The sequence below is a fragment of the Halosaccharopolyspora lacisalsi genome (assembly GCF_014137975.1).
GTDB lineage: Bacteria > Actinomycetota > Actinomycetes > Mycobacteriales > Pseudonocardiaceae > Halosaccharopolyspora > Halosaccharopolyspora lacisalsi.
In genome coordinates, this window is the sequence record NZ_JACGWZ010000006.1 from 294,390 (window position 1) to 315,630 (window position 21,241).

The window sequence follows — 21,241 nt, forward strand, 5'->3', positions numbered from 1 at the left end:
GTCTCCATGGAGCTGAAGGTGGGAGAGGGCGCGAGGAGTACGGCGCTGAGCCGCGTTCCTCGCGCGGGGCGGCTCGTGTCCAGGTCGGACCAGGACGTGAACTCCCCGGGGCTGCTGCACGCGGTCGAGGGGGAAACGGCGTTGTGCGGTGCCGAGCTGTCTGAGGTTCGCGACGAGCCGTGGGATCCGAACACGCCCCGCGCGTGCCCGAGCTGCATCGCGCGCACTCCCGCGGGACCCGAGTGATGCCGCGTGGTCGCTCGGCGGAGCGGATTATCGGTTGATCGTCAGTTCCCGGAGAGTCCTCGCTCACACGGATGTCACCTTCGTGCGATTCGGTCGGATACGTCCAGAATCAGACCGCAGGAGACACCGATGACGAACGACTCCTCCAAAGCCGGTTTCAACCGCAGACGGTTCCTCGCCGGCACCGGCGCGGTTGGCGCGGCGGGAGCCCTGCAGGCGCTCATGGGCAACACCGCCGCCGCGGCCGGTCCCGGCCGTGGCAACAACCGCGGCATCCAGGCCGCCGACAACGGTGGCTACGGTCCGCTGCAGCCGGCGTCACCGAACGGCGAGCTGCTGCTGCCGGCGGGGTTCTCCTACGTCGCCTTCGGCCAGACCGGTACCCCGATGTCCGACGGCAATCCCACACCGGCTCGGCACGACGGGATGGCCGCCTTCGCCGGGGAGGACGGCACGATCCGGCTCGTCCGCAATCACGAGCAGAGCCAGGGGACGGCGTTCGCCTCGCCGAGTTACGACCCCGCAGCCGCCGGAGGTACCACCACTCTCGTGTTCGACCCGGAGGAGATGCGCCTGCTCGAGACGTCCCCGTCCCTGTCCGGCACGATCCGCAACTGCGCCGGTGGGCCGACTCCGCACGGCTCCTGGCTGTCCTGCGAGGAAACCTTCACCGGGCTCGACGTCGAGACCCCGCACGGCTACGTCTTCGAAGTACCCGTCGACGCCGACGGGCCGGTAGAGCCGGTGCCCTACAAGGCGATGGGACGCTTCACCCACGAAGCAGTCGCCGTGGACCCGGCGACCGGCATCGTCTACGAGACCGAGGACCGCGGCAGCGCGGGCTTCTACCGGTTCGTTCCCGACGACCCGGCCGACCTGGGTGCGGGCGGGCGGCTGCAGATGCTGGCCATCGTCGACCAGCCCCGCTACGACACCCGTCTCGGGCAGCGGCCCGGCCGGCCGTTGCCGGTCGAGTGGGTCGACATCGCCGACCCGGACCCGGACAGCGGTGACTCGCTGGCCGTGTTCTACCAGGGACGCGAGCAGGGCGGCGCGGTGTTCGCCCGGCTGGAGGGAGCCTGGTACGGCGACGGATCGATCTTCGTCAACTCCACCAGCGGCGGCGACGCGGGCCTGGGGCAGGTGTGGCAGTACCGGCCCAACGGCGACTCCGGGGGCCAGCTCGTCCTGGTCTACGAGTCCACCGACCCGGAGCTGCTGCAGAGCCCCGACAACATCTGCGTGTCGCCCAACAGCGGCGGGCTGGTGCTGTGCGAGGACGGCGACGGATCCGACATGCTGCGCGGCGTCACCACCAAGGGCGAGATCTTCGACCTCGCCGCCCTGAACGGTTCCAACACCAGCGAGCTCGCCGGTGCCACGTTCAGCCCGGACGGGCGCGTGCTGTTCTTCAACGTGCAGACCCCCGGTGTGACCTACGCCGTCACCGGTCCCTGGAACAACGGCGCCCTCTGACGAGCGGCCGTGCCGTCGGCCGGCGCTGCCCGGGACAGCGCCGGCCGACGGTGACCTCGGGTCGTGGTCCGGGCTCACCCCGAAGGGGGTACTTCTTTCGGCCTCGATGCGCCCCGGCGGTACTTACCACTGGGACTATCGGTGCTGTTCGGATACCGTAAGTGCGATGGCAGCGCAGGATGTCCGGATGCCCGGTGGTGTGCCGTGGCAGACGGTCCTGGAACAGGCCGCGGGTCCGGTGGCGGTGCTGGACCTGCAGGCCCGCATCATCTACGCCAATCCGGCGCTGTGCGAGCTGCTGGGCTACAGCCGGGAGTACCTGCTGCGGCAACCTCCCCGGGACATCACCCACCCCGATGATCCGGCCATCGATTCCGACACCATCGCGGCCATGATCGCCGGGCGGGAGGCGCGCTTCGAGATGGAGAAGCGCTACCTGCGCTCCGACGGCAGCATGGTCTGGGCCATGGTCAGCAGCACGCTGGTCCGCGACGCCGACGGGGAGCCGTGCTTCTTCCTGTCGCAGATCCAGGACATCAGCGCTCGGCGGGAGGCCGAACTGCTGTGGCGCCGGAGCCTGGAGCACGCCCCGATCGGGATCGGGCTGCTGGATCTGCGCGGATACTGGACCGAGGTCAACGACGCGCTGTGCCGACTGGTCGGCTACCGGCGTGCCGAGCTGCTGGGCAAGCACTTCACCGAGCTGACCTACCCCGAGGACCAGCAGACGGGCATGGAGGCCCTGGCCGACCTGGTAGCCGGTCGTCGCGAGACGGTCAGCCTGGAAAAACGCTACCGGCACCGCCGAGGGCACCCGTTCTGGATGCTGATCCGTTCCAGCGTCGTACCCGGTCCCGACGAGCGACCTGCCTACCTCGTCAACCAGTTCGAAACCGTCGGCGACGGGCGAGTGCAGAACAGCCACCTGGCGCACATGGCCCTGCACGACACGCTGACCGGGCTGGCCAACCGCACCCTGCTGCTGGATCGCCTCGAGCAGGAACGCGCCCAGCTCGCCGCGGACGGAGGGATCCTGGCCGTGGTGCTGGCCGACATCGACAACCTCAAACCCGTCAACGACCACCACGGGCACTTCGTCGGCGACCGGCTGCTGATCACCGCCGCCGACGAACTGCTGCAAGCCGTCAACCCCGGCGACACCGTCGCCCGCCTAGGCGGCGACGAATTCGTCGTCCTGTCCCTCGTGCCCGACCTCCCGGCTGCCGAGGCCTTCCGCGACCGCATCACCGGTCGCCTGGACGCCGACATCACGGTCTCCGGCCACCCGCTCCGAATGAGTGCCAGCGTGGGCTTGGCCACCACCGCCGACTCGGCCACCTCCCCCGAGGAACTTTTGCACGACGCCGACCGGGACATGTACCGGTACAAGTCCAGCGCTCGATAGCTCGTCGGAGCTCCCTCCGCTCGGAGGTCTGAAGCCTTCGTGAACGCCGTCGCGCGAACGGATGACCGTCAGTGGGCGGGGGTGACAAATGATCACCGATCCCCTTGTTCTCAGTGCTCGGCGAGTTCACCGTGTTCAGGGAGACTGATCGACGCGATACCCGGTCCGGCGGGTACGCGACGGGGGAGAGGTGAAGTGACATGCCGCTGAGTTCGTACGGGGTCGTGACGGCGCGAGTCGTGGACGCTCGCCGCGAGGGCAGTTCCGATGACACGCCGCACTACCAGATTCACCTCACCGACGACGGGGGAACGAACTACCGCGCCGCGGTCAACGTCAAGTCCGCGCAGAAACCGTGGGAGTTGCTGTACTTCGCCGCGGAGGACTTTCAGCACCCGCTGACCGCGCAGCTGCCCGAAGCGGGGTCGGGGTGGAACGACCTGCCGCCGGAGCCGGGTGGGGCGAGCTTGGACTACATCCGCGCCAACCTGGTGCAGCGGTCGCAGATGCGGCCCGTGCCGGCCAACGCCGATGGCCCCGACAACGACCTGGCCGACTTCCTGGACCACTACGTGCGCCGCGCGCAGGAGGACTCCTCGGCGTACGCCTACGTGTTCGGTGAGCCGTGGGGGCCGGAGGAACAGCCGGACAAGGTCTTCGGCTTCCAGCCGGGCAACGGTGTGCACAGCGTGCACATGAACCAGGGCAACAGCGAGGAGTACAGCGAGGACGACGGCGTGTGGCAGGACGGCGGACTGCTGTTGCACTTCGCCGCCGAAAACCGCTGGGTGGCCATCTTCCTCGCGTTCCAGAGCCAGTCTTGGCACACCGACGACCGCACCGGGCACGCGACCGGAGGCAAAGCGCCGGAACCGGAACCGGGTCCCGCGCCGGAGCCGGAGCCGGGGCCCGCGCCGGAGCCGGATGCGGCTGGGGTGCAGGTGGTCGCCGCGATGGTCAATCCGACCGGCGGTGGCCAGGAGAACGAGACCGTCACGCTGATCAACGCCTCCGGTGCCACCATCGCTCTCGACGGTTGGAAGCTCGCCGATGCCCGGAAGAACACGATGAGCTTTCCCGCTCCGGAAATCGACGCCGGGCAGACCCTTCAGGTACCCGTCACCGACGGTTTCCGGCTGGGCAATCAGGGCGGAGCGATCACCGTGCTCGACGCCGAAGGACTCAAGGTCCACGGCGTGAGCTACACCGCCGCGCAGGCCGGTGACGAGGGGCGGACGATCGTCTTCTGATTTCCCGTTTCTCCATCCGGGCCGAGCCCGCAGTCTCGGCGGCTCAAGCTCTGGCGGTCATGGAACCGGACGAGTGAGCAACTGTGGGAATAAAGTGGGGACCGATCTTTCCCGAGATCGGTCCCCACTGCTGTGCGCTGAGAACGTGCGCCCTCGGTAGGCCTCGAACCTGCGACACCGATTATGCGAACGGTCGCCAGGCCGCACGCGCGAGCGCCAAGCCGAAGCCGCCCGGTCCGGTGACCTGTTACGGACGGCGTCCCGCCACGCGCCGCGGCACGGCGTCGCATTCTGACCCGTACAGCTCAATTCGGCAGTGGAGCATAGCCACAGGCGAGTTCAGGCGGGCGGTCCAGCGAGCTGATCCCAACGAATTAGTTCAGCTCGCTATATCCCGGATCATACGAATGATCGTATATTAATCACGCTCCGTGCGAAGCGTGCGCCGGTGCCTCACTCGAATGCACCCTTTCCATGAAAACGGTGCTCCGTGCAAGAGTGATCATCGAGTTTCACTGCATGGGGTGATCTTTCGGGGGTGAGACTTCCCGTGCCGCCCTCTGAAGTGATCTACTTTGTTTCGGCACAGCCAATGAGTGAGGAGTTTCTGCCATGTTTCGCAATGCCACCAGGGTTACCTCTGTGGTGGGGGTAGCAGTTCTGTCACTGCTGAGTCTCGGTGGGGCCGCCACCGCTCAGCAGTCCTCGCAAGGACAGGGAAAAGCGAGGGGGGCTGTGATCGAGAACGTCAGCTCGGGGCACCGGCTGGTTCCGCACGATTACGGTAACAACAACAGCAACGAGATCCAGGTCTGGGCGGTTCCACAACAAACGAGCGGGCGGCACTGGAACATCCTTCCTCAAGGTGGAAATCGCTACATGATTCAGAACCAGGACACCAAGAAGTGCATGGCTGTCAGCGATGTCGGGGCGCATTTCAACCGCGTTGTGCAGCGCACTTGCAATCATCGAGCCGATGACCAGGTGTGGTGGATCGAATCTGAGGACGGGAGTCGTGGCAGTATGATCATCAATACGTCCACCCGCGAGGCGATCGTTCCTTTCAATTCCCAGCCCGGCACCCTTTCTTGGGCGGTACTGGAGGATCCGACAGGGGTCGACACGCAGCTGTGGCGCTTCTCCGGGCTGTGAGGAAAGCCCTGAACGCGCAGTGATCAGAAGTGATATCCGGGTGCCTCGCCGTCGGTTACGGCGAGGCACCCGTATGTCCGGGGTCTGCTCACGGCTACGTTGGGGCGATGTCGGATCCCGTTTCGGATCTCGGATGCGAGAACGAAGGAAACCCCGTTTGGGTGCTTTCGGAGTCCGGCGTTGTCGCGATATTCACCATGACGCGTCTTTCGGTGAGATAAGACCAATAAGGTGTTCCATTTTCCCGTGTTTTCGAGGTGCGGATTTCCCGCGTTCCGGCGCTCCGTGGTTGCTGATGTCTCCGCAGTGGCCGTCGCAGGCGCTGTTCGGTAGCGGAACGCAGTCGGAGTACGTCGATCCGGATCCGGTTGCCTGGGTGGCAGAGAAAGTCCGGGGCCAGTACTGGAACGGCCCTGCCGAGGCGGTCGTCGCCCTCGGCGCTCTCGTGGCTGAACCTTCACTTCGTCCGGTTCAAAGCGAGCTTGCCCTCCCACTGTAACGACCGCAGGGTCTACCCGGCCGTCCCGGCACCAGCAGGAGATGGTTGTTCGGCTCGCCCAGAGCGCGCGCCACGCGATCGAGCTGAACAGCTGAAACCTGCTTGCCCGGGCAGTCGGTTGGTAGCGCTGCGTTCTGCGCCCGAGACGCCCAGGGAAGGGGTGTCCGACATCCGTGGGGGTCGATCTTCCCGAGATCGGCCCACGATGCTGTGCGCTGGGAATATGTGCCCTCGGCAGGATTCGAACCTGCGACACCCGATTTAGGAGTCTTGACACCGTAGTAAGTGCTGTTACTCGCATCTTTGGTTGTTTTATGTGTTGCTGTCGTTCCAGCAGCCACGCTTGCTGCACCAAGGTCATGTCACGCGGCATGTCATGGATCGGCGACATCCCGAAGTTACGTTGGTTCCTCGTTTGGGACGGGAGGTTCCATCGACCGGGGAGCTGGGCTGCTCATGAGGATTCGGTTCGACGGATGAGGCCGAAGTTGGGGGTGTCGAGGCGGGTGGCGCGGAACCTTTCAGCGACGGCGTGCAGGATCCCGGCCATGGCTGCGGCTGCAGGGGTGGGAGGGCGACTGGCGGGGTGTGCGAGCAGGATGCGGCGGGTCGGGGCGGGCACGTCGGTGGCGAATTCGAGGAGGCGGACGTCGTGGCGTCGGTTGGTCATGGCCAGGCGCGGGGCTACTGCGATTCCGAGACCGGCGGCGACCATGGCTTGGGCCTCTTGGTAGTCGTGGGACTCGTAGGAGATGGTGGGCTCGAATCCTGCGAGGTGGCAGCTGCGGCGTAGCACCTCGGCGACGGGATGGTTGTCGGCTCGGATGATCCATTGCTGGGCGGCAAGGTCGGTGAGGCCCACGGTGCCTTGCTCGAGCAGCTCGGAGTTGGCCGGTACGACCAGAACCGTTGGGTCGTCGAGGAGGTGCTCGGTGTGCACTGCGGGGTCGTCGATGCGGTTCCAGTCGTAGTCCCAGAGTGTGGCGAGCTCGATCTCGCCGCCGTGCAGTAGGTCGAGAAGCTGGTTGAGCAGGGCCGAACGCACCGTGGTCTCGGTACCGGGGTGTTTGCGCGCGAATCGGGTCAGGGCCAGGGGGAGTAGTGATGCGCTGACGGTGGGGAACGAGCCAAGTCGTAGCGTGCCGCGGTCAAGCCGCGCCAGGGAGTCGAGGTCGGCTTCTGCTCCGCCGAGCTCGCGACGGATGGCTCGCCCCCGGTCGACCAGTGCGCGACCGGCGTCGGTCAATGTCACGCCACGGCGGTGTCGGTGCAGGAGTGGCTGGCCGGCCTCGGTCTCGAGGCGGGTCATCTGCTGCGACGCCGCGGAGGAGGTGATCATCGTGGTCTCTGCGGCGGCGCTGATGGATCCTCGGTCGGCGACCTCGACCAGCAGCAGGATGCGTCGAACATCGAGCACGCTTCCCTCCGAATCTCATCGTGACGTAAGTGCAGCTTACATGGGGCTTAGAAGTCGGACGTTGTGCTGAAAGCTGTGCCTCGTCATCGTGACTGGGACATGACAGGAAGTCCAACTCTCGATGATCGAGGAAGGAAGAATGTGTTCGTTCCGGCAACGTTAGTGCGCGGCGGAACCAGTAAGTGCTGGCTGTTCGATTCCCGCGATGTTCCGGCAACCCGAGAGAAGTTGGCCGACATGCTGGTCGCTGTCTACGACGCCGAGGATCCGTCGCAGGTCGATGGTGTTGGCGGTGCCACGCCGACGACGTCGAAGGCCGCGGTGGCTGGGCCCAGTGATGTCGCGGGCGTTGACGTGGATTATCTGTTCGCTCAGGTCGGCATTGGTGTACGTCGTGTCGAGTGGGCGAGTAACTGCGGGAACTGCGCGACTGCGATCGCACTGTGGGCGGTGGCTCGGGGCGTGGTGCGTCCAGACGGGGACCGCACACCGGTGGTACTGCGCAACATCAATACAGGCACCGTACTCGAGGCCGATGTGGATACTACCGGCGACGAGATCCATTGGTTCGGCGACCACACCGTGCCGGGAACCCGTTCCGGAGGTGTTGGTGTCGGACTGACCTTCATCGACCCCATCGGCGCCACAACCGGAAAGGTCACGCCGACCGGCCATAACATCGACATGCTCGACCTCGAGGGCACGGCGGTACCGGCCACCTTGGTCGATGCTGGCGCTCCGGTCGCCCTTGCCGACGGACGCGCCCTGGGTGCTACCGGGACCGAGACGCTGGCTGACGTCGAAGCGCTGGTGGAACCACTACGTCGGATACGCCGTCAGGCGGCCTCGCACATGGGACTCGGGGACTCAGGTGTGCCACCAGCAGACTCGGTTCCGAAGGTCGGGATCGTCGGCCCACCCACCGACTACACCACCGAACTCGCAGAGCCCGTCGCAGCAAGCGACTACGACGTCGCGGTGCGGATGCTGTCGATGACGGCTCCTCACCCGGCTATCGGGCTGACCTCGGCGGTGGCCGTTGCGGTGGCTCATCTACTCGAGGGCAGCCTGATCCACACCGCATCGACCACCGCGGGTACGCCAGTCCTGCGCATCGGAACGCCGTCAGGGGTAGTAACCGTGCGCTGCGAAGACGTCAATCCGGCAGGACCGCGACGGGTCACCGTCGCGCGAGCGGCTCGTGTCCTCGCCGATGCACAAATTCTGGTACCGAATCTGCTGGCCAAGCCAGCATAGTTACCTCCGGAGAGGACTCCGGCGGAGGAAAACAATGTCACCCGAAATCATCTCCATTATCGCCCTGGGCGTCATGTTCGTCGTCGCCACCGTGTTGCCGATCAACATCGGTATTCTGGCCTTCATCGGGGCATTCGTCGTCGGTACCGTCGTTCTTGGCCTCGACGGGGAATCCCTCTTCGAGGGTTTCCCCGCCTCGCTGTTTGTGACGATCGTCGGGGTCACCTACCTATTCTCGGTGGCGAAACTCAACGGCACCATCGACTTGCTCGTGCAAAGCGGGGTTCGACTGGTACGCGGGCGCACCTCGCTCGTGCCATGGGTGCTGTTCGTGGTGGCCGCCGTGCTGACCGCGTTCGGCACGTTCACTCCGGCCGCAGTAGCACTGCTCGTTCCGGTCGGCATGAACTTTGCGGCCCGCCATGGGATGAGTCCACTGATGATCGGCATGATGGTCATCAGCGGTGCGCACGCCGGGGCTTTCTCGCCCATCGCGGTGTCCGGCGTGCTGGTCATGGGCATGGTCGCCCAGACCTCGCTGACAGTCTCGTCGTCGGTGCTGTTCTTCGCAAGCTTCGCGTTCAATCTCGTGCTCTCACTGGTGACTTACGGCCTGCTGCACTGGCGTCGCCCCAAGCTCGTAGCCCACGCAGCGGGACCTAAAACGGTCGTGGATGAGTCGAGTACCACCGAATCATCCAGCGACAAACGTGCACCGACCACCTGGCAGCAGCGAGCAACGCTACTGGCACTGCTCGGACTCGTACTCGGCGCTCTCGTGCTGCATCTACCGATCGGGTTCCTCGCGCTCGCCGCTGGAGCGCTGCTTGGCCTGTTCAACATGCGCGATCAGTCGAAGGCGATCGATGGCATCAGTTGGTCGACGATCCTGCTCGTAGCGGGAATGGTTACCTACGTCGGCATCCTCGAGCAGGCAGGCACCATCGAGATGGTCTCCCAGGGGGCCGTCAGCCTCGGCGCGCCTTTGCTGGTGACCCTTATGTTGTGCTTCACCGTCGGCATCACCTCAGCTTTTGCTTCCTCCACCGCCATCATTACCGCCGTCATTCCCATGGCGGTACCGCTGTTGCTGTCCAGCTCGCTTCCTGCAGCCGGCGTCATCGCTGCAATGTCGATCTCCACCACAATCGTCGATGTCTCCCCGTTCTCCACCAACGGCGCGCTCGTGCTCGCCAACGTTCACGGGGTCGACCGCACACGCTTCTACCGTCAACTTATCGCCTACACCGGCGGCATCATCGCAGTCGGACCACTCGCCGCATGGGCCGCGCTTGTCCTGCTCGGCATTGGAGTCTGACTGATGTTTTCTGATCATGCGGTGGGGTTATGGCAGGGAAACCGACGGCGGTGCATACCCGTGAGCAGGAGCAGCAGCGGTTGGCTGCGGCGGATCTGTTCGAACAAGGTGAATGGTAGCTGTTCGAAATCGCCCGGGCGTTGCGCTTGCGCCAGAGGTACCAGAAGAAGACTCCATCGAGTGCCAAGAGGGCGACGAAGGAGGGAAATGCGATGTGGTCCGGGGCTCCCATGATGCTCGCTATGGCAGCAGCCACCTGGATCAGCGCGAACGAGCCGAACAGCTGGAACCTGTCCCGGGCAGTCGTTGGTAGCGCTGTCGTAGCTCGTCACGAGGCTGCGATCAGCATTACAGCCGGTGCGAGTGAGCACAATGCTGTGCTCCGCGTCTGGGATGCCCGCAAGGGCATGCTCGATCTCTGCGGGCACCTGTTCCCGGACCGGCTCAACGACATCGCGGATCGGATGGACTCGGCGGTGCGTGCCCCAAGAGTGATCTTGGGTAGTGGCTGTAAGCCTGTGCGCTGCGTGCCCTCGGCAGGATTCGAACCTGCGACACCCGCTTTAGGAGAGCGGTGCTCTATCCCCTGAGCTACGAGGGCGTGACCGGACCGTGCCGACCTTCTCCCGAAGCGTACCGGCCCGGCTGCGTCAAGCGACACCCGGGCCTGGGCAGCGTGGTGGATCACAAGAGCGCCCTTCTCGCGGATGCTCAGGAGATCGTCACCGAACGAGGCGGGAAGGTCGGCTGGGGTACGTGTCATCCGGTCCGCGACGGTGTCGGACTCGGAACCGGCCGCGATGGTGAAGTGCATTTCGAGCCGGAAGTCATCGACTAGTACCTCCACGACACCGAGCAGCCGGGACGTGCGGCTGAGGCTCGGGCATGGTCTCCGATCCTATCGGCGGTGCCCGAGGGGTCAGGATTCCCTCGGCGCGGGAGGGACGGTGAGGTCGCCTTCGTTGGTCTCGACGCGGTTGCGTCCGGCTTCCTTGGCCCGGTACAGCGCGATGTCGGCCGCGGCGAAGAGGTGCTCGAACTCGGCCGGACCGGCTGCGACACCGATGCTGGCGGTCGGCAGTTTGTCCGTGATCCCCAGCGCGAGCCGCCAGTCGTGGTCGCGGATCGCGTTGCGGATCCGCTCCGCGACCATCGGACCCGCTTCCTTGGCCTCCTCGGAGGCGTCGACCAGCAGCACGACGAACTCGTCACCGGCCCAGCGGCAGACCAGGTCGTCGGCGCGGGACTCGCGGCGCAGCAGCTGGGCGATCTCCTGGAGGACGACGTCGCCCACGACGTGCCCGCTGCTGTCGTTGACGTCCTTGAACTGGTCCACGTCGATCAGGACCAGCCAGGGTATCCGCCCTCGCGCGGCGGTCCGGTCGAGGAGTCCGGGCGCGCGGCGCTCCAGGCCACGACGATTGGTCAGGCCGGTGAGCGGGTCCCGGACCGCGGCCTCCTGGGCGGCGGTGGCCAGCCGTTGGGCCTGGACCGCGACCCGACGCTGCTCCAGTGCCTGCCCGAGGCCCTCGTGCAGAGTCCGCACCGCGGCCTGGCTGGCCCGCACGGTGCGCCGCAGTGCGGCGGCCTCGCCGACCGGGTCCTCGAGTTCCTCGCAGATCGAGGCCAGGTCCCGGGAGAACCGCATCAGCAGCATCGTGTCCCGGACCCGTTCGGCGCCCTCCAGCGCGCGGCTGGCCCAGGTGCGGGCCTCGTCCAGCTTGCCCTCGTCCCAGCGGATTCCGGCCAGCACCCAGATGGCGATCGACGCGTTCAGCCAGTCCTCGTCCTCCCGGCTGAGCTGGAGTGCTTCGGTGGCGCGCTGCTCGGCTTCCTCGGCGTCACCGGTGCCGGCCAGCGCTCTGGCGCTGCTCGCCAGCACGCTGCGACGGATCAGGGAGGAGTCGGCGAGGGGGAGCGCCTCCTCGTACAGCGCACGCGCTTCCCGGAATCGCTTCACCCGCTCGTCGCACTCTTCCAGCCCCACGGCGCGGAACAGCAGCGCATTGGCCTCGCGGGACAGGCACTGAGCCAGGGTGGCGGGGTCTTCGGACGCTCGGGCGATGTGGACCGAGCGCGTTATGAGATCCATGGCCGAGGGCTGGTGCCCGACGGTTTCCAGCAGGGAACCCAGCATCCCGATCGTCTGCGCCGTCGTGGCGTTGGTCGGCCGGTCGACGTCGATCTCGGTCCAGCCCTCGGCGGCCAGTTCCAGCGCGGTCGAGACCCGGCCGAGTCGCCAGGCGTTCAAGGCGCGGTTGACCAGCACCGTGGCCCGGTCCCAGCCCTCCTCGACCGTGTTCGTCGCGGTGGCGGTCACCTCCTCGAACACCTCGTTCGCCTCTTCGAAGCGCGCGGACTCGAGCAGGATCCGCACCCTGCGGTCCTGCTCGGGGATCTGTCCCGCCATCACTGGACTGTCCTGTCGCACGCCCACCCCGAAGTTGATCACCTCCGCGTCACCGGCCCGTGACGCGGAGGTTACGTCGCCGTCGGGGTTCAGACTACCGGGAGGAGTCGTGACGGTACTTCTCGTCGTGAACGACGTCGTCGAGCTGTAAACGCTTGCGCCAGCCGTGGCGCTCCAGGTCGGGGGTCTCGGCCAGGGAGCGCACCGGGCCCAGGCACAGCCAGGCGACGGGGCGCACCTGGGAGGGGATGTCGAGCAGCCGCCGGAGGAAGTCCTCGCGGTAGAAACTGACCCAGCCCACGCCGAGCCCTTCCGCCGTGGCGGCCAGCCACAGGTTCTGGATGGCCAGGCAGACCGAGTACAGGCCGGCATCGGCGATGGCGTGGCGCCCGAGCACGTCGGGTGCCCCGCGTTGCGAGTCGTAGGTCACGGCCACCCCGACGGATGACTCCACGATCCCCTCGACCTTGATCTTGGAGAAGGTCCGCGCGCGCTCCCCGCTGAGCTCGGCGGCGAACACGCTGCGCTCGGCGAGCACGTGCTCGCGGAAAGCGCGGCGGGTGGATTCGTTGCGCACGACGACGAAATCCCAGGGTTGGGACAATCCGACGCTCGGGGCGCTGTGTGCGGCTTCGAGCACGCGCCGCAGCACTTCCGGGGCGATCTCCTCGCCGGTGAACTCCGAGCGCACGTCCCGGCGACGGTTCATGGCCTCGTAGAGATCGATGGAAGGCGCCGCGTGGTCGGCCTTGGGGGTTCGTCGGGCAGATGTCATCGAAAGCCATCCTGCCGTTTACCCACCGGGCCGTCCTAGTGGCCCGACGGCTAAGCGGTACGGATCACCCTCGCAACGAGTGGGACATTTCACGTCGCGGGAGCGTGTCGGAGCTCGCGCGGGCCCGGCGCGCCCGTCTCTCAGGTGACTCTCAGGGCGTCGCGTAACACTGGACGTATGCGCATCCTTGTCGTCGACGACGATCGCGCCGTGCGCGAGTCCCTGCGGAGATCGTTGGAGTTCAACGGTTACCAGGTCGAGTTGGCGGCGGACGGTCAACAGGCACTGGACTCGATGGCCGAACAGCGGCCGGACGCACTGGTGCTCGACGTCATGATGCCCCGGCTCGACGGTCTGGAGGTGGCCCGCAGGTTGCGCGGCACCGGTGACGACCTGCCGATCCTGGTGCTCACCGCCCGCGAGGCGGTCTCCGACCGAGTCGCCGGCCTCGACGCCGGGGCCGATGACTACCTCCCCAAGCCCTTCGCCCTGGAGGAGCTGCTGGCCCGGCTGCGCGCCTTGCTGCGCAGGACGGGCCCGCCGGAGGAGGGCGACGAGCGGCCGGAAGCGCTGCGCTTCGCCGATCTGGAACTGGATCCCGGAACCAGGGAGGTCACCAGGGACGGGCGCTCCATGAGCCTGACCCGGACCGAGTTCGCGCTGCTGGAACTGCTGATGGGACACCCCAAGCAGGTGCTGACCCGGAGTCGCCTGTTGGAGGATGTCTGGGGGTACGACTTCCCCACGTCCGGTAACGCACTGGAGGTCTATATCGGTTACCTGCGGCGCAAGACCGAAGCCGAGGGCGAGAAGCGCCTGATCCACACGGTGCGCGGCGTCGGTTACGTACTCCGGGAGACACCACCATGACCGCGCCGGCTCCTCCGCCGCCCGACCTGATCGAGCATCCCGGTAACGACAACGGCCGGTGGCAGCGGGTGTCACTGCGCAGTCGGGTCACCCTGCTGGCGGCGATCTGCGTGGCCGGAGCGGTGGCGCTGGTCTCGGTCGGTGCCTTCGTGACGGTGCGGGACAGCCTCTACGATCAGGTCGACGACAACCTCGTGCAGCGGGCGCACCAGGCCGTCTCCGGGCCGCAGGTGCTCGTGCGCGGTGACCTGCGCTCCGTACCCGCCGCCTTCTACTCGGCGACGAACCTGCGCATCAGCCTGCTCATGGCCGACGGCAGCGAGTTCACCGGTCGGGGCAAGGGGCCGCCGTCGGGCAGTGCCGAGCTGGCCGTGGCCCGCCGGGAGATCCCCAGGTCGCTGCGCACCGACGAGCGGACCGGCAGCAGGGTGGTGGCCATTCCGGCCGGTCCGAACGCGGCGCTGGTGATGTCGCAGTCGCTGGAGCCGACCAAGAGCACCCTCGCCCAGCTCAGCATCGTTCTGGTGGTGATCGGTGGTGCGGGCATCCTGCTGGCCGCCGCGGCCGGTACCGCGGTGGCGCGTACCGCGTTGCGCCCCATCCAGCGGTTGACCGCGGCCACCGAACGTGTGGCGCGCACCGGTGAGCTCCGGCCGATACCGGTCGGTGGTGACGACGAATTGGTACGGCTGACCACGAGGTTCAACACCATGCTCGGGGCGCTGGCCGAGTCCCAGGAGCAGCAGCGCAGGCTGGTCGCCGATGCCGGTCACGAGCTGCGGACTCCGCTGACCTCGTTGCGCACCAACCTGGAACTGCTGATGGCCTCCGACCGCCCGGAGTATCCGACGCTGTCGGAGGAGGACCGTCGGGAGATGCTCGGCGACGTGCAGGCGCAGATCACCGAGCTGTCCGCGCTGGTGGGTGATCTCGTCGAGCTGGCCAGGGAGGACGTGCCCCACGCCGTGCACGAGCCGGTGGAGCTGGTCGACGTGGTCGAGCGGGCGTTGAGCCGTGCGCGCCGCCGGACGAGCGGAGTCGAGTTCGACGTGCGGCTGCAACCGTGGTCGATGCTCGGTGACGCGACCGCGCTGGAGCGTGCCGTGCTGAACCTGCTGGACAACGGCGCGAAGTGGAGTCCGGCGGGGGGCACGGTCCGGGTGCGGCTGGAATCGCAGGATCCCGGTTTCGCGGTCCTGGAGGTGGCCGACAGCGGCCCCGGTATCGCCCCGGAGGACCGTCCGCACGTGTTCGAGCGCTTCTACCGCTCCTCGGACGCGCGAACGTTGCGCGGGTCCGGCCTCGGGCTGGCCATCGTCAAGCAGGTGGCCGAGCGCCACGGGGGGAGCGTCCGGGTGGGTGAGGCGACCGAGGGCGGTGCTTTGCTGTCGATGTACCTGCCCGGTGGAGCGGAGGAGATCGACTCTCGTTCAAGTGAACATCAGTGAACACCGGATGTGGGTGCTGTCTCGATACGGGCGCCTTACACGGGAAAGCACCGGATAGTAGTGTTGTTTCGTGTTGATTTGAGAGGATCAGGATGTCGGCAACGGGATGGGTGGAGTGCTCGCACGCCAGCGCCAGGAAGTGATCCTGGACGAAGTGCGCCGGACGGGAGCCGTCCAGGTCAGCGACCTGGTGGTGCGACTCGGCGTCTCCGACATGACCATCAGGCGGGACCTGGACACGCTGGCCCATCGCGGCCTGGTGGAGAAGGTCTACGGCGGAGCCACCTCGCTGGTGGGGCGCAGCACCGACGAGCCCGGTTTCGAGGCCAAGTCGGTGCGCCAGCTCGCCGAGAAGGAGGCGGTCGCGCGGGCCGCCGCGGCGATGGTGCGTCCCGGCACCGCCATCGGACTCTCCGCCGGAACCACCACCTGGACCCTGGCGCGCCATCTCGACGACATACCGGACCTGACCGTGGTGACCAACTCGGTGCGGGTCGCCGACGTGCTCCAGCAGCGTGGGCGTACCGACCGCACCGTGGTGCTGACCGGTGGAGTGCGCACGCCCTCCGACGCGCTGGTGGGCCCGGTGGCGGTGCAGTCCCTGCGCACGTTGCATCTCGATCTGGTGTTCCTCGGTGTTCACGGGATGGCCGAGCGGGCGGGGTTCACCACCCCCAACCTCAACGAGAGCGAGACGAACCGGGCGTTGGCCCAGGCGGCGAGCAGACTGGTGGTGCTGGCCGACCACGCCAAGTGGGCCACGGTGGGGATCTCCACCATCGCCGAACTGGGCGAGATCGACGTGCTGATCAGCGACGAGGGACTCTCCGCCGAGGCGCGTCGGGTGCTGACCGAGCACGTCGCCCAGCTCGACATCGCGCCGGTTCCCGAGACCGAACCGACAGGTTCGGGGCAGGAGGGCACGCAGTGAGACGGACCGCGCGAACCCTGGCCGACGGCCGGGAGATCATCTACTTCGACACGGATCCGGCCGCCCTCCCGAGAGAGGCCGAGGACACCAGGGGCCTGCCCGAGCAGGCACCCGCCTCGGAGATGCGCCGGGATCCGCTCACCGGGGAATGGGTCGCACTGGCCGCGCATCGCCAGTCGCGTACCTACAAACCACCGGCAGATCTGTGCCCGCTGTGCCCGAGCGGTCCGCAGCGGCCCAGCGAGATTCCGGAGTCCGACTACGACGTGGTCGTGTTCGAGAACCGCTTCCCCTCCTTCGCCCAGGGCGTCGAGGTCGACTCGGGCACGGTCCCGGGGATGCCGATGGTGCCCTCGGCGCCCGCGCGGGGACGCTGTGAGGTCGTGTGCTTCACACCGGAGCACAACACCTCCTTCGGCGAGCTCAGCCGTGCGCGGGTGCGCACGGTGGTCGACGCCTGGGCCGACCGCACGGAGGCGTTGGGGCGCACTCCGGGCGTGGAACAGGTCTTCTGCTTCGAGAACCGCGGCGAGGAGATCGGGGTCACGCTGCACCACCCGCACGGGCAGATCTACGGATACCCGTTCGTGACTCCCCGGACCGAACGGATGTTGGAGGTCGCCGAGGCCTACCGCGCCGAGCACGGCAGGCACGTCTTCGGTGACGTGATCGCCGCCGAGCGTTCCTCCGGGGAGCGGGTACTCGTGGACTCCGAGCACTGGACGGCGTTCGTGCCCGCGGCCGCGCGCTGGCCGGTGGAGGTGCAGCTGGCCCCGCGTCGCCAGGTTCCCGGCATCCCGGCCCTGACAGAGGCCGAACGCGACGACTTCGCGGCCACCTACCTGGAAGTGCTGCGTCGCCTCGACGGGCTCTACGGACGTCCGCTGCCCTACATCGCGGCGTGGCACCAGGCTCCGGTACGAACCGACCACGACCTGTCCTGGCTGCATCTGCAGGTGTTCTCCCCGATGCGCTCGGCCGACAAGCTCAAGTACCTGGCCGGTTCGGAGTCGGGCATGGCCGTGTGGATCAACGACGTGACTCCCGAGCGGATCGCCGCCACGCTCCGGGAGAGCTGAAAAGCACTCGATGGTGTGACAGTGTTCCTGGTGGGGAGTAATCCGATGGGAGGATGGTGTCGCGGATGGTGACATCGTCCACACCACGGACGGAACTGTCTCTCCACAGGTTGATCTCAGGCGGCTCTCAGCTCGATGACGCAGAGTGGAGACCATGACGGACAACACCCCGGGCTCCTCCGACGGGACACCGCAGGACCCGAGTCAGCAGGCAGCCGACGCCTCGCGCCAGGGCTCGTCCGGCGACGTGCCACCCGCCGGGGTGCCCGATCAATCCGAGCAGCAGTCAGCGCATCCCGGCGAGCAACGGGACGAGCAGGGGACTTCGGGAGGCGGAGAGGAGCAGCAGGCTTCGCAGCACTCCGAGTCCCAGCCGGAACAGCCCCAGCCCCAGCCGGGTCAGCAGTACCCGCAGTCCCCCCAGTACCCGCAGGCTCAGCAGTACCCCCAGTACCAGCAGGGGCAACCGGGCCAGCAGTACCCCCAGTACCCCCAGTACCAGCAGGGGCAGCAGTACCAGCAGGGACAGCCGGGTCAGTACCAGTACGCGACTCAGCAGTATCCCCACGGGCACTACCCCCAGGATCAGCAGGGAGCGTGGCAGCAGCACGGTGGGGCGTACCCGCCCATGAACACGGTGCAGACCTCCCACGGCGGTGGCCGTCGCGGTGGCGGCAAGATGACCGCGGGGGTGCTGACGCTGGCCCTGGTGCTCGGCCTGGTCGGTGGTGGTGTCGGCAGCTACGTCGTCTACGAGCTCAGCAACGACAGCAGCTCGGCCGTGACCGCGCTGGACCAGCCCAAGCCCGCTCGGAACACCAGCGCCGCTCCGCAGGGCTCGGTGCAGTCCGTGGCGGACAAGGTCCTACCGAGCGTGGTCCAGATCCAGGTGCGGACCGCTCAGGGCGTCGGTTCCGGCTCGGGGATCGTGCTCAGCGAAGACGGTTATATCCTCACCAACAACCACGTCGTCGAGAACGGCGAGTCCGGTCAGATCGTCGGGCGGCTCAGCGACGGTCGCGTCGTCCCCCTGCGGGTCGTCGGGACCGCCCCGTGGTCGGACGTCGCGGTGGTCAAGGCCGACGTCACCGGTCTCGACCCGGCCGAACTGGGGCGCTCCGACGATCTGGACGTCGGTGCTCCGGTGGTGGCCATCGGTTCGCCGTTCGGACTGTCGGGGACCGTGACCAGCGGCATCATCAGTGCCAAGGACCGGCCGGTGCGTGCCGGTGGCAAGAGCGGTGACCAGTCCACGGTGCTCAACGCGCTCCAGACCGACGCCGCCATCAACCCGGGCAACTCCGGTGGCCCCCTGGTCGACATGGACGGCAGGGTGGTCGGGATCAACTCCGCGATCTACAGCCCCAGCAGTGGACCACAGAGCCAGGGCGGTTCGGTCGGACTGGGCTTCGCGATCCCGATCGACAATGCCCGGCGCATCGCCAAGGAGCTGATGGCCGACGGCTCGGCGGCCAAGCCCACTCTCGGGGTGCGGATCACCGGAGCACAGTCGAGCTCGGGCGCTCGTGTCGTCAACGTGGTTCCCGGTGGCCCCGCGCAGCAGGCCGGTGTCCGCTCGGGAGAGGTCATCACCAAGGTCGGTGATCGGCCGATCGCCGACGCCGACGAACTGATCGCCGCTGTGCGTGCCCACAAGCCGGGGCAGCAGGTGACGTTGACCCTGACCGGTCCGAACGGCGGGAACAAGCGCACCGTCGAGGTCACCCTCATCGGCAAGGTCCCGCAGTAACGCGATCGCGCGGAGCGGAGACTTCCATGATGTCGGGAACCACGCAGTCGGTACGCCGGTGCAACATCCTGAAAGGATTCCTAAGAGCATGATCGCAGGACAGGGCAGCGTCATACCGCACCGTGTCGGGGGGACGGAGGAAATCGACGAGTCACTGGATCTGAACGCGGACACGTTGGCGGCTACGGTAACCGGCATGGAACGCAGCGCGCAGAGGTTGGGGCGGGCTCTCGTGGTCGTGGTGGACGACAGAGTCGCGCAGAGCGAGCAGGAAGACAGCATCGGGCCGCTCGTGACGGAGTTGTTGGAGGAGGCCGGGTTCATCGTCGACGGCACCGTCGCGGTGGCCGGGGAGACGGTCGAGATCCGTAACGCGCTGAACACCGCCGTGATCGGTGGTGTGGACGTGGTCATCACGGTGGGCGGGACCGGCGTCTCCCCCCGCGACGTCACGCCCGACGCGACATCCGGCGTGCTGGACCGTCCGGTGCCCGGTATCGCCGAGGCGTTGCGGGCCTCCGGGTTGGCCGCGGGAGCTGTCGACGCGGGGGTCTCGCGGGGACTCGTGGGAGTGTCCGGAAGCACCCTGGTGGTCAACCTCGCGGGTTCGCGGGCGGCCGTGCGGGACGGCATGGCCACGCTGACCCCGCTGGTCGCGCACGTCATCGAGCAGCTTTCGGGGCTCGACGCGGTCTGAGGCTCTCGCTTCGCCGGCGGGCGGTGGTGACCGTTACAGGCACCGCCGCCCGCCTTTTCGCGTCCGGGAGAGGAGCATGGAGGGCGTGACGGATTCTCGAAACGGCGGTGACCGCTCCGAGCGGGCGCGTGCCCGCAGACTCGCCGACGTGTTCGGCGCCGTGCTGCCGGAAACGACCTCGGACGAGCGCGTCACCGACTCGGCGGCGGACAGCGAGCGTTGGTACCGGGAGAACCGGCCTCCCCACCACGAGTGAGGGATCCTTTCAACGCAGAGTCACGGTCACCGAGCTCGTCAGCGCGGCGGACGCGACGATGGGCGCTCGTTGTCGCGGCAGGCCCACCACCACGAGTCTGCCGTCGTCCCCTCGCTCCTCGGGCGGGCGTACCGCGATGACCGGTGCACGTTCGGCGAGCACTTCCGCCTCGTCGGACCGGGAGGCGGCGATGACGTCGACTCGTCTGCCCGGATACAGCAGCTCGGCCACGGCCGGGTCGGAGAGGCGGATCGGCACCGCGGCGCGGGCCTCGTTCCCGACGGTGATCGCGGCCAGCGCCGCGTCCACCAGCCGCACGTCGGTGATCGTCGCGCCGCGCCGGGCCGGACCCGCCAGCACTCGGCCCCGCACGTCGGACGGTTCCCGCAGGGCGTCGTCGGGCACCACGGCGGAAGGGACCCGGCGGACGGAGACGTCCTCGGGGCTCAGCGAGCTTCCGGCGGTGAGGTCGTGCTCGGCCACCAGCACCGGTTCCCGGTCCGCGGCCGGACCGTACGAGCGCAGCGCGAGGGCGCAGGCCAACAGCAGCAGCACCGTCGCCGCGATCCGGCGCAGGAGCAGCGTCGTGTTCCCGCTGCCGCGGTGGAGCAGCGCACGCACCCGATCACCGGGTGTGGCGCCGAGCCGCCTCGAATGCCGCGTGCCGACCATGACAGTCCCCACTTCGTTCGGATTCGTCACCTGATCCGAATGTAGAGCGGGTCAACCATGATCGAGCAGCTTGTGTTCCGAACCTGTGGACAGCCTCGGGGGCTGTGGACGACTCTCGCTCAGGAAGCCGTCGAGGCGGTCGTCGCCTGGGAACCGGAGTTCGACGAGGAGCCGGAGTCCGACGAGCTCGAGCCGTTCGACGAGGAGTCCGAGGAGGACCCCGACGAGTCGGAGCCGCCCGACTCGGACGAGCCGTTCGACGAGCTCGTCTGGCCGGAGGAACCGGACTCGCTGGAGGAGGAGCTGGACCGGCTGTCGTTGCGGTAGAAGCCG

General features: G+C 67.5%; 19 protein-coding genes and 2 tRNA genes. 15 read left to right on the top strand and 6 right to left on the bottom strand.

The window, feature by feature from the left end:
• Positions 1–6: 6 nt before the first annotated feature.
• The 5 genes from FHX42_RS20220 (at position 7) to FHX42_RS20240 (ending at position 5,529) form a co-directional block, all read left to right on the top strand.
• The gene (locus tag FHX42_RS20220) at positions 7–246 is read left to right on the top strand and encodes a hypothetical protein (RefSeq protein ID WP_182545998.1); all 240 of its coding nucleotides are present in this window, start codon (positions 7–9) and stop codon (positions 244–246) included.
• Between the two features lie 129 nt (positions 247–375).
• Entirely contained in the window at positions 376–1,722 is a 1,347-nt protein-coding gene (locus FHX42_RS20225) for an alkaline phosphatase PhoX (RefSeq protein ID WP_182545999.1), read from the top strand.
• 166 nt (positions 1,723–1,888) lie between these two features.
• Positions 1,889–3,127, top strand: a complete 1,239-nt coding sequence (locus FHX42_RS20230) for a sensor domain-containing diguanylate cyclase (protein WP_220480599.1) — start codon at positions 1,889–1,891, stop codon at positions 3,125–3,127.
• 200 nt (positions 3,128–3,327) lie between these two features.
• Positions 3,328–4,377 carry a DUF2278 family protein gene (locus FHX42_RS20235; protein ID WP_182546000.1) on the top strand — a complete coding sequence of 350 codons (1,050 nt, stop codon included), beginning with the start codon at positions 3,328–3,330 and terminating at the stop codon, positions 4,375–4,377.
• Between the two features lie 735 nt (positions 4,378–5,112).
• Positions 5,113–5,529 (top strand): RICIN domain-containing protein, encoded by a 417-nt coding sequence (locus FHX42_RS20240; protein WP_182546001.1) that lies wholly within the window; start codon positions 5,113–5,115, stop codon positions 5,527–5,529.
• A 725-nt stretch (positions 5,530–6,254) separates the two neighbouring features.
• Here the strand turns inward: FHX42_RS20240 and FHX42_RS20245 are convergent.
• Both FHX42_RS20245 and FHX42_RS20250 read right to left on the bottom strand, forming a co-directional pair.
• A tRNA-OTHER gene (locus tag FHX42_RS20245) sits at positions 6,255–6,317 on the bottom strand.
• A 165-nt stretch (positions 6,318–6,482) separates the two neighbouring features.
• Positions 6,483–7,445 (bottom strand): LysR family transcriptional regulator, encoded by a 963-nt coding sequence (locus tag FHX42_RS20250; protein ID WP_182546002.1) that lies wholly within the window; start codon positions 7,443–7,445, stop codon positions 6,483–6,485.
• A gap of 141 nt (positions 7,446–7,586) precedes the next feature.
• Here FHX42_RS20250 and FHX42_RS20255 point away from each other — a divergent pair, with 141 nt between their 5' ends.
• Both FHX42_RS20255 and FHX42_RS20260 read left to right on the top strand, forming a co-directional pair.
• Positions 7,587–8,702, top strand: a complete 1,116-nt coding sequence (locus FHX42_RS20255; protein WP_182546003.1) for a PrpF domain-containing protein — start codon at positions 7,587–7,589, stop codon at positions 8,700–8,702.
• Between the two features lie 34 nt (positions 8,703–8,736).
• Positions 8,737–10,020 (top strand): SLC13 family permease, encoded by a 1,284-nt coding sequence (locus FHX42_RS20260; RefSeq protein ID WP_182546004.1) that lies wholly within the window; start codon positions 8,737–8,739, stop codon positions 10,018–10,020.
• Positions 10,021–10,548: 528 nt separating this feature from the next.
• On the opposite strand, the gene FHX42_RS20265 is transcribed toward FHX42_RS20260, so the two are convergent.
• The 3 genes from FHX42_RS20265 to bluB form a co-directional block, all read right to left on the bottom strand.
• Positions 10,549–10,621 (bottom strand) — tRNA-Arg (locus FHX42_RS20265).
• Positions 10,622–10,939: 318 nt separating this feature from the next.
• Entirely contained in the window at positions 10,940–12,430 is a 1,491-nt protein-coding gene (locus FHX42_RS20275) for a GGDEF domain-containing protein (RefSeq protein WP_182546006.1), read from the bottom strand.
• Between the two features lie 94 nt (positions 12,431–12,524).
• A complete protein-coding gene (bluB, locus tag FHX42_RS20280) occupies positions 12,525–13,205 on the bottom strand; it encodes a 5,6-dimethylbenzimidazole synthase (RefSeq protein ID WP_182546007.1) in 681 nt (226 codons plus the stop codon).
• A 177-nt stretch (positions 13,206–13,382) separates the two neighbouring features.
• On the opposite strand from bluB, the gene FHX42_RS20285 reads away from it, so the two are divergent.
• From FHX42_RS20285 to FHX42_RS20315, 7 genes are all read left to right on the top strand, one after another.
• Positions 13,383–14,075, top strand: coding sequence for a response regulator transcription factor (locus FHX42_RS20285; RefSeq protein WP_182546008.1), 693 nt, complete (start codon positions 13,383–13,385; stop codon positions 14,073–14,075).
• Positions 14,072–15,523 carry a sensor histidine kinase gene (locus FHX42_RS20290; RefSeq protein WP_182546009.1) on the top strand — a complete coding sequence of 484 codons (1,452 nt, stop codon included), beginning with the start codon at positions 14,072–14,074 and terminating at the stop codon, positions 15,521–15,523. The genes FHX42_RS20285 and FHX42_RS20290 overlap by 4 nt, the downstream gene beginning before the upstream one ends.
• A gap of 115 nt (positions 15,524–15,638) precedes the next feature.
• The gene (locus FHX42_RS20295) at positions 15,639–16,454 is read left to right on the top strand and encodes a DeoR/GlpR family DNA-binding transcription regulator (protein WP_182546142.1); all 816 of its coding nucleotides are present in this window, start codon (positions 15,639–15,641) and stop codon (positions 16,452–16,454) included.
• Entirely contained in the window at positions 16,451–17,533 is a 1,083-nt protein-coding gene (galT, locus tag FHX42_RS20300; RefSeq protein ID WP_182546010.1) for a galactose-1-phosphate uridylyltransferase, read from the top strand. The genes FHX42_RS20295 and galT overlap by 4 nt, the downstream gene beginning before the upstream one ends.
• 154 nt (positions 17,534–17,687) lie before the next feature.
• Positions 17,688–19,283, top strand: coding sequence for a S1C family serine protease (locus FHX42_RS20305; protein ID WP_235987589.1), 1,596 nt, complete (start codon positions 17,688–17,690; stop codon positions 19,281–19,283).
• Positions 19,284–19,479: 196 nt separating this feature from the next.
• Positions 19,480–19,980, top strand: a complete 501-nt coding sequence (locus tag FHX42_RS20310) for a MogA/MoaB family molybdenum cofactor biosynthesis protein (RefSeq protein ID WP_182546144.1) — start codon at positions 19,480–19,482, stop codon at positions 19,978–19,980.
• An 85-nt stretch (positions 19,981–20,065) separates the two neighbouring features.
• Positions 20,066–20,236 (top strand): hypothetical protein, encoded by a 171-nt coding sequence (locus tag FHX42_RS20315; RefSeq protein ID WP_235987704.1) that lies wholly within the window; start codon positions 20,066–20,068, stop codon positions 20,234–20,236.
• Positions 20,237–20,245: 9 nt separating this feature from the next.
• On the opposite strand, the gene FHX42_RS20320 is transcribed toward FHX42_RS20315, so the two are convergent.
• Positions 20,246–20,938 (bottom strand): SAF domain-containing protein, encoded by a 693-nt coding sequence (locus FHX42_RS20320; RefSeq protein WP_328796486.1) that lies wholly within the window; start codon positions 20,936–20,938, stop codon positions 20,246–20,248.
• A gap of 27 nt (positions 20,939–20,965) precedes the next feature.
• Here FHX42_RS20320 and FHX42_RS27510 point away from each other — a divergent pair, with 27 nt between their 5' ends.
• The gene (locus tag FHX42_RS27510; protein ID WP_328796544.1) at positions 20,966–21,235 is read left to right on the top strand and encodes a hypothetical protein; all 270 of its coding nucleotides are present in this window, start codon (positions 20,966–20,968) and stop codon (positions 21,233–21,235) included.
• Positions 21,236–21,241 lie beyond the last annotated feature (6 nt).

Bases quoted from the DNA above. Each gene is read 5' to 3' on its own strand.
- FHX42_RS20225 (WP_182545999.1), top strand. From the start codon at position 376: ATGACGAACGACTCCTCCAAAGCCGGTTTCAACCGCAGACGGTTCCTC.
- bluB (WP_182546007.1), bottom strand. From the start codon at position 13,205: ATGACATCTGCCCGACGAACCCCCAAGGCCGACCACGCGGCGCCTTCC.
- FHX42_RS20230 (WP_220480599.1), top strand. From the start codon at position 1,889: ATGGCAGCGCAGGATGTCCGGATGCCCGGTGGTGTGCCGTGGCAGACG.
- FHX42_RS20285 (WP_182546008.1), top strand. From the start codon at position 13,383: ATGCGCATCCTTGTCGTCGACGACGATCGCGCCGTGCGCGAGTCCCTG.
- FHX42_RS20305 (WP_235987589.1), top strand. From the start codon at position 17,688: ATGACGGACAACACCCCGGGCTCCTCCGACGGGACACCGCAGGACCCG.
- FHX42_RS20275 (WP_182546006.1), bottom strand. From the start codon at position 12,430: ATGGCGGGACAGATCCCCGAGCAGGACCGCAGGGTGCGGATCCTGCTC.
- FHX42_RS20290 (WP_182546009.1), top strand. From the start codon at position 14,072: ATGACCGCGCCGGCTCCTCCGCCGCCCGACCTGATCGAGCATCCCGGT.
- FHX42_RS20235 (WP_182546000.1), top strand. From the start codon at position 3,328: ATGCCGCTGAGTTCGTACGGGGTCGTGACGGCGCGAGTCGTGGACGCT.
- FHX42_RS20220 (WP_182545998.1), top strand. From the start codon at position 7: ATGGAGCTGAAGGTGGGAGAGGGCGCGAGGAGTACGGCGCTGAGCCGC.
- FHX42_RS20310 (WP_182546144.1), top strand. From the start codon at position 19,480: ATGGAACGCAGCGCGCAGAGGTTGGGGCGGGCTCTCGTGGTCGTGGTG.
- FHX42_RS20260 (WP_182546004.1), top strand. From the start codon at position 8,737: ATGTCACCCGAAATCATCTCCATTATCGCCCTGGGCGTCATGTTCGTC.
- FHX42_RS27510 (WP_328796544.1), top strand. From the start codon at position 20,966: ATGATCGAGCAGCTTGTGTTCCGAACCTGTGGACAGCCTCGGGGGCTG.